Below are 13,600 nucleotides of genomic sequence, written 5' to 3' on the forward strand. Positions count from 1 at the left end.
CCGTATAAGACCAACCCTTCTAGCGCGTGGCTTCCTTTTGGGATGCACACGCAGAACTGCGGAATGCTGGCAAGATTACCGAGTTTTTTCATACAGCGCACTGTTAGAGGGCGGACTGTCCGATGAACGAACGCAGTTGTCGCCTGGACGACATCGAAAAATGCTTTGGTGTGGTTTTGCCTGCCCTGGATAGCTCAAAACCGCTCGTTGTGGGAGCGGGCTTGCCCGCGATGGTAACGACGCGATTTATCTGAATGACCGCGGCGCCTGCATCGCGAGCAAGCCCGCTCCCACAAGGGTTTTGCTTGACCCCAAACGCACAAAGGCCACCCGAAGGTGGCCTTTGCCTGGTAGAGCAGTCAGTTAAGCGCGAGGCTTACTTCATTGCCCAGCCAGTCAGCTCGGACAGAGCCTTGCCGATGTCTGCCAGCGAACGCACGGTTTTTACGCCTGCGTCTTCCAGGGCAGCAAACTTCTCGTCTGCAGTACCCTTGCCGCCAGAGATGATTGCGCCTGCGTGGCCCATGCGCTTGCCTGGAGGGGCAGTCACACCAGCGATGTAGGAAACAACCGGCTTGGTCACGTTTGCCTTGATGTAGGCAGCCGCTTCTTCTTCAGCCGAACCGCCGATCTCACCGATCATGACGATCGCTTCGGTCTTCGGGTCTTCCTGGAACAGCTTCAGGATGTCGATGAAGTTGGAACCAGGGATCGGGTCACCACCGATGCCTACGCAAGTCGACTGGCCGAAACCGGCGTCAGTGGTTTGCTTTACAGCTTCGTAAGTCAGGGTGCCGGAACGCGACACGATGCCTACTTTGCCTGGCAAGTGAATGTGACCTGGCATGATGCCGATCTTGCATTCGCCTGGCGTGATAACGCCCGGGCAGTTAGGGCCGATCAGGGTAACACCCAGTTCGTCGCACTTAACTTTGCAGTCCAGCATGTCCAGGGTAGGAATGCCTTCAGTGATGCACACGATCAGCTTGATGCCACCGAACGCTGCTTCAAGGATCGAGTCCTTGCAGAAAGGAGCCGGTACGTAGATAACGCTGGCGGTTGCGCCAGTTGCTTCTACGGCTTCTTTCACGGTGTTGAAAACAGGCAGGTCCAGGTGAGTGGTGCCGCCTTTGCCCGGAGTAACGCCACCAACCATCTTGGTGCCGTATTCGATGGCTTGCTGGGTGTGGAAGCTGCCCTGCGAACCGGTGATGCCCTGGCAGATAACTTTGGTGTCTTTATTGATCAGGACGCTCATTACTTGCCCTCCGCAGCTTTAACAACTTGTTGAGCAGCGTCGGTCAAGCTGGTAGCAGCGATGATGTTCAAACCGCTTTCTGCCAGTACTTTAGCGCCCAGATCAGCGTTGTTGCCTTCAAGGCGCACAACTACCGGGATTTTCACGCCGACTTCTTTCACTGCACCGATGATGCCTTCGGCAATCATGTCGCAACGAACGATGCCGCCGAAGATGTTAACCAGCACTGCTGCGACATTGCTGTCGGACAGGATGATTTTGAACGCTTCGGTAACGCGTTCTTTGGTAGCACCACCGCCAACGTCGAGGAAGTTGGCTGGCTTGCCGCCATGCAGGTTAACGATGTCCATGGTGCCCATGGCCAGACCAGCGCCGTTAACCATGCAGCCGATGTTGCCTTCCAGCGCTACGTAGTTCAGTTCGAACTTGGCAGCGTGCGCTTCGCGCGGATCGTCTTGCGACGGATCGTGGAAAGTTTTCAGCTTAGGCTGACGGTACATGGCGTTTGCGTCGATGTTGATTTTGGCATCGAGGCAGTGCAGATCGCCGTCAGTCTTGATAACCAGCGGGTTCACTTCCAGCAGGGCCAGATCGTGATCCTTGAACAGTTTGGCCAGACCTACGAAGATCTTGGCGAACTGAGCAACTTGCTTGCCTTCCAGACCCAGCTGGAAAGCCAACTCGCGACCCTGGAATGGCTGTGCGCCAACCAGTGGATCGATCGTTGCTTTCAGAATTTTTTCTGGAGTGTCGTGAGCGATTTTCTCGATGTCCACGCCACCTTCGGTGGAAGCCATGAACACGATACGACGGCTCGAACGGTCAACGACAGCGCCCAGGTACAGCTCTTTAGCGATATCAGTGCACGACTCAACCAGGATCTTGGTGACCGGCTGACCATTGGCGTCAGTCTGGTAAGTCACCAGACGCTTGCCCAACCACTGTTGTGCGAATGCTTTAGCGTCTTCTTTGCTGCGAACCAGCTTAACGCCGCCCGCTTTACCGCGACCACCTGCGTGAACCTGGGCTTTTACAACCCATTCGGTCCCACCGATTTTGTCGCAAGCTTCTGCGGCTGCTTCCGGGGTGTCTACTGCATAACCCTTGGATACTGGCAGGCCGTATTCAGCGAACAGCTGCTTACCCTGATACTCGTGAAGATTCATGCTTTTTACCGTCTTCGTTAGGTACTGCGCATTCGGCGCTGCACTACTATTAGTGCCGCACCACCTGTGACTGCTGCTTGTGCTGTTTCAACAAACCCGACATCCGCTTGAGCGGAGCCGGGCCCGGTTAAAACAAGACAAGACTGCGTCCGGCGGAAGTTCCGCGGTGAGGCTTGCTAGCAAGGCTCACGACGGGCAAACCGCCGTGGTTTCTTATTGTCTGGTCTTAACGTTTCTTACGGTTGGCAATGTGGATGGCGCCGCCATTCACAGCCAGTGCTGCTTCGTGCAAGGCTTCGGACAGGGTCGGATGGGAGAAAACCATCATGCCCAGATCTTCAGCGCTGGTGCCGAATTCCATACCGATCGCGCCCTGCTGTACCAGCTCTGCAGCGCTCGGGCCAATCACGTGGACGCCCAGTACGCGGTCAGTTTTGGCATCAGCAATGACTTTGACAAAGCCACCGGTGTCGTTTGCTGCCATGGCACGGCCACTGGCGGCGAACGGGAAGGTGCCGACGTTAACCTCAACGCCTTCAGCTTTCAAGGCCTGCTCGGTTTTACCAACCCACGCGATCTCCGGGTGAGTGTAAATAACCGATGGAATCAGGTCGTAGTTCATCTCGGTCTTGTGACCTTTGATGCGCTCGACAACCATGATGCCTTCTTCGGAAGCCTTGTGTGCCAGCATCATGCCGCGAACCACGTCACCAATGGCGAATACGCCCGGTACGCTGGTTGCGCAATGATCGTCAACAAACACGAAACCGCGCTCGTCGATGGTCACGCCGCTGTCAGCTGCCAGCAACTCGGTAGTCACCGGACGGCGACCCACGGCTACGATCAGCTTGTCGAAGGTGATGGTCTGTTCGCCGTTGGCGTCGGTGTAGGTCACAACGACTTCTTCGCCGTTGACCTTGGAACCGGTGACGCGAGCACCCAGCTTGATGTCCAGACCTTGTTTGGTCAGGGTTTTGTAGGCTTCTTTCGAAACGGCAGCGTCAGCAGCCATCAAGAAGGTGTCCAGGGCTTCCAGAACAGTCACTTCAGCGCCCAGACGGGACCATACCGAACCCAGTTCCAGACCGATCACGCCAGCGCCGATAACGCCCAGACGTTTTGGCACGGACTGGAATTCCAGGGCGCCGGTCGAATCAACGATCACGTTGTTGTCGACTGGAGCAGGTGGAATGTCGATCGGACGCGAGCCCGAAGCCAGAATCACGTTCTCGGCTTCGATGATTTCAACGCTGCCGTCTGGCTTGGTCAGCTCAACACGCTTGCCGGCCAGCAGTTTGCCGTGGCCTTGCAGGGAAGTAACGCCGTTGGCCTTGAACAGGGTCGCAACGCCGGAAGTCAGACCTTTAACGATGTTGGCTTTACGGCCAACCATCGCAGCAACGTCCATCTTCACTTCACCGGTGGTGATGCCGTGGATGGCGAATGCATCCTTGGCTTCGTGGTACTTCCAGGAGCTGTCCAGCAGCGCCTTGGATGGAATGCAGCCAACGTTCAGGCAAGTACCGCCCAGCGCCAGTTTGCCTTCCTTGTCGGTGTATTTTTCGATGCAAGCAGTCGAAAGGCCCAGTTGCGCGGCCTTGATGGCTGCAACATAGCCGCCAGGGCCCGCACCAATCACTACAACGTCAAATTTCTGAGACATGAAAATAGATCCTCTATTAGCTACAAGCTGTCAGCAGCAAGCTGCAAGCCAAAGCCAGACTGCTTTTTCCCGCAGCCTGGCACCTGAAACTTGCAGCAGCTTCTATTAGATATCCAGCAGCAGACGAGCCGGGTCTTCCAGCAGGTTTTTGATTGCTACCAGGAAACTTACAGCTTCTTTGCCATCGATCAAGCGGTGATCGTAAGACAGAGCCAAATACATCATCGGACGGATAACTACCTGACCGTTGACTGCCATTGGACGCTGAAGGATGTTGTGCATGCCCAGGATCGCGGCTTGCGGCGGGTTAACGATCGGGGTCGACATCATCGAACCGAAAGTACCACCGTTGGTGATAGTGAAAGTACCACCGGTCATTTCGTCGATCGACAGTTTGCCGTCACGGGCTTTTTTACCGTAGGCAGCGATGCCGCCTTCGATTTCAGCCAGGCTCATCAGTTCGGCGTTACGCAGAACCGGAACCACCAGACCACGGTCGCTGGAAACAGCTACACCGATGTCGGCGAAGCCGTGGTAAACGATGTCGGAACCGTCGATCGAGGCGTTAACGGCCGGGAAGCGTTTCAGTGCTTCGGTAGCTGCTTTCACGAAGAACGACATGAAGCCCAGGCGTACGCCGTTGTGGGACTTCTCGAACAGATCCTTGTACTTCGAACGCAGTGCCATGATTTCAGTCATGTCCACTTCGTTGAAAGTGGTCAGCATCGCCATGTTCGACTGAGCTTCAACCAGACGCTTGGCCACGGTGGCACGAACGCGGGTCATCGGAACGCGTTTTTCTACGCGGTCGCCAGCAGCGAATACCGGAGCGGCAGCGGCAGGTGCAGCGGCCTTGGCCGGCGCAGCAGCAGGAGCGGCTTTTTTGGCAGCTACCGCAGCAACTACGTCTTCCTTGGTCACACGACCGCCTTTGCCAGTACCGGCAACGGAAGCGATGTTGATACCGTTTTCTTCAGCGATCTTGCGTGCAGCCGGAGCAGCAACAGGATCGTCTTCGCCATCGGCAGCCGGAGCAGCAGCCTGGGCGGCCGGTGCAGCGGCAGCAGCAGGAGCGGCAGCAGCAGCGCCGCCTTCAACGATGGAGCCCAGCACTTCGTCGGACAGAACGGTGTCGCCTTCGTTCTTGACGATAGCGCCCAGCACGCCGTCAGCAGTGGCCAATACTTCCAGCACTACCTTGTCGGTTTCGATGTCGACAATCAGGTCGTCGCGCTTTACAGCGTCGCCCGGTTGCTTGTGCCAGGTGGCAACGGTGCCATCGGCAACCGATTCCGGAAATGTTGGGGCTTTGATCTCGATAGCCATGTTCTTTGGTTCCTTAAATTCGGTTTCAGTGCGCGAAGGCGTTAAACAGTGAACGCGTCTTGCAACAGTTTTGCCTGTTGCTCAGCGTGCATCGATGCGTAACCACAAGCAGGTGCAGCAGAAGCGTCACGGCCCGCGTACTCGAGTACGAGCGACTTGTCGTGACCGCTGATGATGCGGCGCATGTGATGCTGGCTGCAGTACCAGGCACCCTGGTTCATCGGCTCTTCCTGACACCAGACAATATGCTTGGCGTTTTTGTACGGAGCCAGGACTTCAATCAAGTCGTCCTCAGGGAACGGGTACAGCTGCTCAAGACGCACGATAGCGATGTCATCACGACCTTCGGCACGGCGTTTTTCCAACAGGTCGTAGTAGACCTTGCCGCTACACAGCACGATGCGACCGACGTTCGCCGGATCCTGCGCATCGATTTCCGGAATAACGGTCTGGAACGAACCTTCGGCCAGATCTTCCAGGGTCGAGATTGCCAGTTTGTGACGCAGCAACGACTTCGGTGTCAGGACGATCAGCGGCTTGCGCAGCGGACGGATAACCTGACGGCGCAACAGATGGTAGATCTGTGCCGGAGTGGTCGGTACGCACACCTGAATGTTGTGCTCGGCACACAATTGCAGGTAACGCTCAAGACGTGCAGAGGAGTGCTCCGGGCCCTGACCTTCATAACCGTGTGGCAGCAGCATGGTCAGACCGCACAGACGGCCCCACTTGTGCTCACCGCTGGTGATGAACTGGTCGATTACAACCTGGGCGCCGTTGGCGAAGTCGCCGAACTGGGCTTCCCAGATCACCAGCGCGTTAGGCGTGGTGGTGGAATAGCCGTATTCGAACGCCAGGACCGCTTCCTCGGACAGCAGCGAGTCGTACAGGTCAAAGCGAGGCTGACCTTCGAACAGGTGCTTCAGGGGAATATAGGTGCCAGCATCTTTCTGGTTGTGCAACACGGCGTGACGGTGCGAGAACGTACCGCGACCAATGTCCTGACCGGTCATGCGAATCGGGTGACCTTCGAACTGCAGGGTTGCATATGCCATGGTTTCGGCATAACCCCAGTTGATCGGCAGGCCGCCGGCTTGCATTTTTTGACGATCTTCGTAGATCTTCGCAACCTGGCGCTGAACCACAAAGCCTTCTGGAATTTCCAGCAGCTTGGCAGACAGTTCTTGCAGGGTTTTCAGATCGAAACGGGTGTCGTGACGCGCAGTCCAGGCGTGGCCCAGATACGGACGCCAGTCCACGAACAGCTCTTTGTTCGGTTCCTTGACCAGACTTTTCACAACATGCAGGCCGTTGTCCAGCGCGTTGCGGTATTCGTCGATCTTGGCCTGAACGCGTTCTGCGTCCACCACTTTCTCTTGTGTCAGGCGCTCGGCATACAGCTCACGGGTGGTGCGCTGCTTGGCGATCTGCTGATACATCAGCGGCTGGGTACCGTTTGGTTCATCGGCCTCGTTGTGACCGCGACGGCGGTAGCAGAACAGGTCGATCACGACGTCACGCTTGAACTGCATGCGGTAGTCGATAGCCAGCTGAGTCACGAACAATACGGCTTCCGGATCATCACCATTGACATGGAGGATCGGCGCCTGAATCATTTTCGCGACGTCAGTGCAGTACTCGGTAGAACGGGAGTCTTCCGGATTGCTGATGGTGAAGCCGACCTGGTTGTTGATCACCAAGTGAACCGTACCGCCAGTCTTGAAGCCGCGAGTCTGCGACATCTGGAAGGTTTCCATGACCACGCCCTGACCTGCGAAGGCAGCATCACCGTGGATGGAAATTGGCAGTACCTTTTCGCCGGTGCTGTCGTTACGACGGTCCTGGCGAGCGCGTACAGACCCTTCAACCACTGGAGAAACGATTTCCAGGTGGGAGGGGTTAAACGCCATTGCCAGGTGAACTTCACCACCGGCAGTCATGACGTTGGAGGAGAAGCCCTGGTGGTATTTAACGTCACCGGAACCCAACTCGATCTTTTTCTTGCCTTCGAACTCGTCGAACAGCTCGCGCGGGTTCTTGCCGAAGGTGTTCACCAATACGTTCAGGCGACCACGGTGGGCCATGCCGATAACGATTTCCTTGGTGCCGTAGTTGCCCGAACGCTGGATCAGCTCGTCCAGCAAAGGAATCAGGCTTTCGCCGCCTTCCAGGCCGAAACGCTTGGTGCCCGGGTATTTGGTCCCCAGGTACTTTTCCAGACCTTCAGCAGCAGTCACGCGCTCAAGCAGATGGCTTTTGACTTCAGCCGAGTAAGTCGGGCGGCCGCGTACGCTTTCGAGGCGCTGTTCAAACCAGTGGCGCTGCTCGGAATCGACGATGTGCGTGAACTCTGCGCCAATGGTGCGGCAATATGTCTGCTGCAACGCTTCGAGAATTTCGCGTAGGCTCGCTTCCTCTTTGCCGATATACAGGTCGCCGGCACGGAAGGTCGTATCAAGATCGGCATTGGTCAAGCCGTAATGATTGATCGACAGGTCTGCAGGTGCAGGACGCTGCCACAGCCCCAGCGGATCAAGCTGGGCTGCCTGGTGGCCGCGCATCCGATAGGCCTGGATCAATCGCAGCACTTCAACCTGCTTCTTCTCGTGCTCACTGCTCACGCTCCCGGCAGAAACCGGTTGAGCGCGGCGCTGGTTCTTTGCCAGCAGCACGAAATGGTCGCGGATTGTGGAGTGCGAAACATCGTTGGCAGAGTTGCCTTCAACAGGCAACGTCTGAAATTTGGTGCGCCATTCTTCTGGCACAGCGTTAGGGTCGTGCAGGTAGAGCTCATAGAGCTCTTCCACATAGGCAGCGTTACCACCTGAAAGATAGCCGCTGTTCCACATGCGCTGCATCACGCTTTCTTGCATGCTTGGTCACCCTCGGTTAGGGGACACCATCGACGAGAACACCAGAGCATGCTTGAGAAAGTCCGAATACAGCGACTAAAACAAGCCACTTAGGATCACGCTGATAGTCCGGGTACCAGCCCGGATGCCCCTGCTGGTCTCATTTCTTCAAAATAAGAGCCGCAGCTTTATGAGCTGTTGCTCAGGTTAAAACTACGGCGCCGGTTGAAGCCTGCGCCGTAGCATCTACGGTTACAGCGGTGCTGCGGTACTGCTTTGGATCACACGCCGCTTTGCAGCAGCATGCTACGCACGTGACCGATGGCCTTAGTCGGGTTCAGGCCCTTCGGACACACGTTTACGCAGTTCATGATCCCGCGGCAGCGGAATACGCTGAACGGGTCATCCAGCGAAGCCAGGCGCTCACTGGTCTTGGTGTCACGGCTGTCAGCCAGGAAACGATAGGCTTGCAGCAATGCAGCAGGGCCCAGGAACTTGTCCGGGTTCCACCAGAAGGACGGGCACGAGGTCGAGCAGCAAGCGCACAGGATGCACTCGTACAGACCGTCGAGCTTTTCACGCTCTTCTGGTGATTGCAGACGTTCGATGGCCGGAGCCGGCGTGTCGTTCTGCAGGAACGGCTTAACTTTCTCGTATTGCTTGTAGAAGATGCTCATATCGACGACCAGGTCACGGATAACCGGCAAACCTGGCAGTGGGCGAACGATCAGCTTGTTGCCTTTAACGACAGCGGACAGCGGCGTTACACACGCCAGGCCGTTCTTGCCGTTGATGTTCATGCCGTCGGAGCCGCAAACGCCCTCACGGCAAGAGCGACGATAGGAGAAACCCTCGTCCTGCTCTTTGATCAGGGCCAGCACGTCCAGCACCATCAGGTCTTTACCGTTGGTATTGACCTCGAATTCCTGCATGAACGGAGCGGCGTCCTGATCAGGGTTGTAACGATAAACACTGACTTTCAACATATCGGCCACCCTTAGTAAGTACGAACCATTGGCTCGAAGGTCGGAACGGTTTTCGGCGAGAAGTTCACCGCACGCTTGGCTACGCGCTTGTCACCCGGGAAGTACAGGGTGTGGCACAGCCAGTTAACGTCGTCACGATCTTCGAAGTCTTCACGGGCGTGAGCACCGCGCGATTCCTTACGAACTTCAGCAGCGATTGCAGTCGCTTCAGCCACTTCGAGCAGGTTTTGCAGCTCAAGGGCTTCGATACGGGCCGTGTTGAACGCCTGGCTCTTATCGTTGATTTTCACGTTGGCGATGCGCTTGCGCAGATCAGCCAGCTGGGCAATACCCTTCTGCATGTATTCGCCGGTACGGAATACACCGAAGTAGTTCTGCATGCAGCTTTGCAGCTCTTTACGCAGGGTTGCCACGTCTTCGCCGTCGGTACGCGAGTTCAGGCCGTCCAGACGTGCCAGGGCAGCGTCGATGTCGGACTGGCGTGGACGAGCGTAATCAACGCCTTCTTTAAGGGTCTGCTCAAGGAACAGGCCGGCAGCACGACCGAATACCACCAGGTCGAGCAGCGAGTTGCCGCCCAGACGGTTGGCACCGTGTACGGATACGCAAGCCACTTCACCTACTGCAAACAGGCCAGGGATGATCTGGTCGTTGCCGTCGGCGTCCTGAGTGATCGCCTGACCATGAATGTTGGTGGCAACGCCGCCCATCATATAGTGGCAAGTCGGAACCACTGGAACCGGAGCCAATACCGGGTCAACGTGTGCGAACGTTTTCGACAGTTCGCAGATACCTGGCAGACGGCTATGCAGCACTTCTTCACCGAGGTGATCGAGCTTCAGCATTACGTGGTCGCCATCAGGACCGCAACCATTGCCCGCGATGATTTCCTTAACCATCGAGCGAGCAACAACGTCACGACCAGCAAGGTCTTTGGCGTTCGGAGCATAACGCTCCATGAAACGCTCGCCATGCTTGTTGATCAGGTAGCCACCTTCACCACGGCAACCTTCGGTAACCAGTACACCGGCGCCGGCAATACCGGTCGGGTGGAACTGCCACATTTCGATGTCCTGTACCGGCACGCCAGCACGCAGCGCCATGCCAATACCGTCACCGGTGTTGATCAGGGCGTTGGTGGTGGACGAGTAGATACGGCCTGCACCGCCAGTCGCCAGTACGGTCGCGTTAGCGCGAACGTAAGAGGTTTCACCGGTTTCGATGCAGATAACGATCATGCCGACGAAATCGCCAGCCTCGTTCTTAACCAGATCGACACCGTAGTATTCGTTCAGGAATACAGTGCCGGCCTTGAGGTTGGCCTGGTACAGGGTGTGCAACAGCGCGTGACCGGTACGGTCGGCTGCAGCGCAAGTACGGGCAGCCTGGCCGCCTTTGCCGAAGTCCTTGGACTGACCGCCGAAAGGACGCTGGTAGATACGACCCTGTTCGGTACGGGAGAACGGCAGACCCATGTGCTCGAGCTCGAACACGGCTTCCGGACCTACGGAACACATGTATTCGATAGCGTCCTGGTCACCGATATAGTCGGAACCCTTGACGGTATCGTACATGTGCCAGCGCCAGTCATCGTTTGGATCTGCAGACGCGATCGCGCAGGTGATGCCACCCTGGGCCGATACGGTGTGCGAACGAGTCGGGAAAACCTTGGTGATTACAGCAGTCTTGTGACCGCCTTGAGCCAGCTGCAGAGCAGCGCGCATGCCGGCACCGCCGCCGCCAATGATGATGGCGTCGAACGAAAGTGTATTAACTGTGTTAGCCATGAATCAGATACCCCAAAGAATCTGCACACCCCAGACGAAGTAAGCGAACATTGCAACGCCGCAGACTGCCTGGAAGAGGAAACGTACTGCTGTTGCGGACTTGCCCAGCGCCATTGGCGTCAGGTAGTCGGTCGCGATGGTCCACATGCCGACCCAGGCGTGTGCGCCCAGAGCAACAAGGGCCAGCAGGCTGAAAATACGCATCCAGTTGCTTGCGAACAGCTCATGCCATTGGGCGTAGCCAATGCCAGGGTTCGCAACGAGGTACCCGATCAGGAAGATGAAATAAGCCGCTAGAACAACCGCAGACACACGTTGTGCCATCCAGTCATAGAGGCCCGAACGCGACAGGTTCGTAACGCTGGTTACCATATCCAAACTCCCGCCAGAACAATCATCACCACGGAAATGACGATTACGATTTTCGAGCCCAGTCGGCCGCCTTCAAGCGTCTCACCGATGCCCATGTCCATGATCAAGTGGCGCACACCGGCAACCAGGTGATACAGCAAGGCAGAGAGCAGGCCCCACGCAACGAATTTGGCCAGCGGACTGGTCAAGCATGCCTTCACCTCGGCATAACCTTCTTCGGAACCCAGGGATTTGCTCAATGCATAAAGCATGATGCCCAGGCCGAGAAAAAGAATGATGCCCGATACACGGTGCAGAAATGACGTAACGCCGGTGATGGGGAGTTTGATGGTCCTTAGGTCTAGGTTTACAGGTCGTTGGCTATTCACGGCTTTTTTCACACTGAAGAGCCCCTAACAATCAGGGCAAGTTTGTTGGGATGCGCACTGGTCAGGTACCCACCACCCGGGAGTGACGACCCCCATCTAAACAGGCCCAAAAGCCTCTGGCGGTCGGCTGCCGAGTATAGACAGTTAGGTTACTAATGACAACGCAAACACCCACCCCCTAATAGCGCATTGCGCTCTTGGCATAAAAGGCGTAAACGGCTGGGATATTCGCGAAAAAACGCTTCTCAAAGCCTTGTACAGCAAGACTTTAGGCAAATTGACATTCGAATTTATCTCACTATAGTGGTGCGGGCCCTGCGTGGGGGGTCTGTCTGATGATTTCAAGCATAAATAGGAGGCCACATGGCTGACAAAAAAGCGCAGTTGATCATCGAGGGCGCAGCCCCCGTCGAGCTGCCCATTTTAACTGGCACCGTGGGTCCCGATGTAATCGATGTGCGAGGCCTGACGGCCACGGGCCGATTCACATTTGACCCTGGCTTCATGTCGACCGCATCTTGCGAGTCGAAGATCACCTATATTGATGGTGACAACGGTATCCTGCTGCACCGCGGCTACCCGATCGAACAGCTGGCTGAACACTCTGACTACCTTGAGACCGCTTACCTGCTGCTGAACGGCGAACTGCCGACCGCAGAGCAGAAGGCTCAATTTGTCAGCACCGTGAAGAACCACACCATGGTTCACGAGCAGTTGAAGACTTTCTTCAACGGCTTCCGTCGTGACGCCCACCCGATGGCGGTCATGTGCGGTGTAGTCGGCGCCCTCTCGGCCTTCTACCACGACTCCCTGGACATCAATAACCCGCAGCATCGCGAAATTTCCGCGATCCGCCTGGTTGCCAAGATGCCGACGCTTGCAGCGATGGTTTACAAGTACTCCATGGGTCAACCCATGATGTACCCGCGTAACGACCTGACCTACGCCGAAAACTTCCTGCACATGATGTTCAACACGCCGTGCGAGATCAAACCGATCAGCCCGGTACTGGCCAAGGCAATGGACAAGATCTTTATCCTGCATGCCGACCACGAACAGAATGCGTCGACCTCTACCGTGCGCCTGGCGGGTTCTTCGGGTGCCAACCCGTTCGCCTGTATTGCTGCCGGTATCGCTGCACTGTGGGGCCCTGCCCACGGCGGCGCCAACGAAGCCGTGCTGACCATGCTCGACGAAATTGGCGATGTGTCCAACATCGACAAGTTCATCGCCAAGGCCAAGGACAAAAACGATCCGTTCAAGCTGATGGGCTTCGGTCACCGGGTTTACAAAAACCGTGACCCACGCGCCACTGTCATGAAAAAGACCTGCGACGAAGTTCTCAAGGAACTGGGCATCACCAACGATCCGCAACTCGAACTGGCCATGCGCCTGGAAGAGATCGCCCTGACCGACCCGTACTTCATCGAACGTTCGCTGTACCCGAACGTCGACTTCTACTCGGGGATCATCCTCAAGGCGATCGGCATTCCGACCAGCATGTTCACCGTGATCTTCGCCCTGTCCCGTACAGTGGGCTGGATCTCGCACTGGAAAGAAATGCTCTCCAGCCCGTACAAGATTGGCCGTCCGCGCCAGCTGTACACCGGCTACGAGCAGCGTGACATCACCAAGCTGGAAGACCGCAAGTAAGGCATATCCCACGATAGTGCCCTGATTGCAGACAATACGGCCTCTATTTATAGAGGCCGTATTTTTTTGTGTGTGCGTCTTGTAGCAGCTGCTACGGAACTTCGCACTTGCACAGCGAGAATAGGCACAAAAAAATCCCCCTGCCTTGCGACAGGGGGATTCGATTAAA

The 13,600-nt window shown here is 56.5% G+C and carries 10 protein-coding genes; 1 reads left to right on the plus strand and 9 read right to left on the minus strand.

Annotated elements, in window-relative coordinates; all coding sequences use genetic code 11:
* Positions 1 to 376: 376 nt before the first annotated feature.
* The 9 genes from sucD to sdhC form a co-directional block, all read right to left on the minus strand.
* Positions 377 to 1,258: a succinate--CoA ligase subunit alpha gene (sucD, locus tag ACP7BE_RS07510; RefSeq protein ID WP_095002114.1), complete on the minus strand. Its 882-nt coding sequence runs from the start codon at positions 1,256 to 1,258 to the stop codon at positions 377 to 379.
* Positions 1,258 to 2,424 carry an ADP-forming succinate--CoA ligase subunit beta gene (gene sucC, locus ACP7BE_RS07515; protein WP_016780173.1) on the minus strand — a complete coding sequence of 389 codons (1,167 nt, stop codon included), beginning with the start codon at positions 2,422 to 2,424 and terminating at the stop codon, positions 1,258 to 1,260. The genes sucD and sucC overlap by 1 nt, the downstream gene beginning before the upstream one ends.
* 226 nt (positions 2,425 to 2,650) lie before the next feature.
* Complete coding sequence (gene lpdA / locus ACP7BE_RS07520; protein ID WP_016780172.1) at positions 2,651 to 4,087, minus strand: dihydrolipoyl dehydrogenase; 1,437 nt, start codon at positions 4,085 to 4,087, stop codon at positions 2,651 to 2,653.
* Between the two features lie 105 nt (positions 4,088 to 4,192).
* Entirely contained in the window at positions 4,193 to 5,413 is a 1,221-nt protein-coding gene (odhB, locus tag ACP7BE_RS07525) for a 2-oxoglutarate dehydrogenase complex dihydrolipoyllysine-residue succinyltransferase (RefSeq protein ID WP_083369842.1), read from the minus strand.
* Positions 5,414 to 5,454: 41 nt separating this feature from the next.
* A complete protein-coding gene (locus ACP7BE_RS07530; protein WP_020467780.1) occupies positions 5,455 to 8,286 on the minus strand; it encodes a 2-oxoglutarate dehydrogenase E1 component in 2,832 nt (943 codons plus the stop codon).
* Between the two features lie 260 nt (positions 8,287 to 8,546).
* Positions 8,547 to 9,251, minus strand: coding sequence for a succinate dehydrogenase iron-sulfur subunit (locus tag ACP7BE_RS07535; RefSeq protein WP_016780169.1), 705 nt, complete (start codon positions 9,249 to 9,251; stop codon positions 8,547 to 8,549).
* An 11-nt stretch (positions 9,252 to 9,262) separates the two neighbouring features.
* Positions 9,263 to 11,038, minus strand: a complete 1,776-nt coding sequence (sdhA, locus tag ACP7BE_RS07540) for a succinate dehydrogenase flavoprotein subunit (RefSeq protein ID WP_016780168.1) — start codon at positions 11,036 to 11,038, stop codon at positions 9,263 to 9,265.
* A 3-nt stretch (positions 11,039 to 11,041) separates the two neighbouring features.
* The gene (sdhD, locus tag ACP7BE_RS07545; RefSeq protein WP_003446906.1) at positions 11,042 to 11,410 is read right to left on the minus strand and encodes a succinate dehydrogenase, hydrophobic membrane anchor protein; all 369 of its coding nucleotides are present in this window, start codon (positions 11,408 to 11,410) and stop codon (positions 11,042 to 11,044) included.
* Positions 11,404 to 11,790, minus strand: a complete 387-nt coding sequence (gene sdhC, locus ACP7BE_RS07550) for a succinate dehydrogenase, cytochrome b556 subunit (RefSeq protein ID WP_019828563.1) — start codon at positions 11,788 to 11,790, stop codon at positions 11,404 to 11,406. Before sdhC ends, sdhD begins: the two co-directional genes overlap by 7 nt.
* Before the next feature lie 351 nt (positions 11,791 to 12,141).
* Between sdhC and gltA the strand changes: the two genes are divergently transcribed.
* Entirely contained in the window at positions 12,142 to 13,431 is a 1,290-nt protein-coding gene (gltA, locus tag ACP7BE_RS07555; RefSeq protein WP_095002115.1) for a citrate synthase, read from the plus strand.
* Positions 13,432 to 13,600 lie beyond the last annotated feature (169 nt).

The sequence above is a fragment of the Pseudomonas sp. TWR1-1-3 genome, assembly GCF_049896805.1.
Taxonomy (GTDB): domain Bacteria; phylum Pseudomonadota; class Gammaproteobacteria; order Pseudomonadales; family Pseudomonadaceae; genus Aquipseudomonas; species Aquipseudomonas bubulae.

What these genes read in the sequence shown, in the direction of transcription:
- sucD (WP_095002114.1), bottom strand. Translation starts at nt 1,258, where the DNA reads ATGAGCGTCCTGATCAATAAAGACACCAAAGTTATCTGCCAGGGCATC.
- sucC (WP_016780173.1), bottom strand. Translation starts at nt 2,424, where the DNA reads ATGAATCTTCACGAGTATCAGGGTAAGCAGCTGTTCGCTGAATACGGC.
- lpdA (WP_016780172.1), bottom strand. Translation starts at nt 4,087, where the DNA reads ATGTCTCAGAAATTTGACGTTGTAGTGATTGGTGCGGGCCCTGGCGGC.
- odhB (WP_083369842.1), bottom strand. Translation starts at nt 5,413, where the DNA reads ATGGCTATCGAGATCAAAGCCCCAACATTTCCGGAATCGGTTGCCGAT.
- ACP7BE_RS07530 (WP_020467780.1), bottom strand. Translation starts at nt 8,286, where the DNA reads ATGCAAGAAAGCGTGATGCAGCGCATGTGGAACAGCGGCTATCTTTCA.
- ACP7BE_RS07535 (WP_016780169.1), bottom strand. Translation starts at nt 9,251, where the DNA reads ATGTTGAAAGTCAGTGTTTATCGTTACAACCCTGATCAGGACGCCGCT.
- sdhA (WP_016780168.1), bottom strand. Translation starts at nt 11,038, where the DNA reads ATGGCTAACACAGTTAATACACTTTCGTTCGACGCCATCATCATTGGC.
- sdhD (WP_003446906.1), bottom strand. Translation starts at nt 11,410, where the DNA reads ATGGTAACCAGCGTTACGAACCTGTCGCGTTCGGGCCTCTATGACTGG.
- gltA (WP_095002115.1), top strand. Translation starts at nt 12,142, where the DNA reads ATGGCTGACAAAAAAGCGCAGTTGATCATCGAGGGCGCAGCCCCCGTC.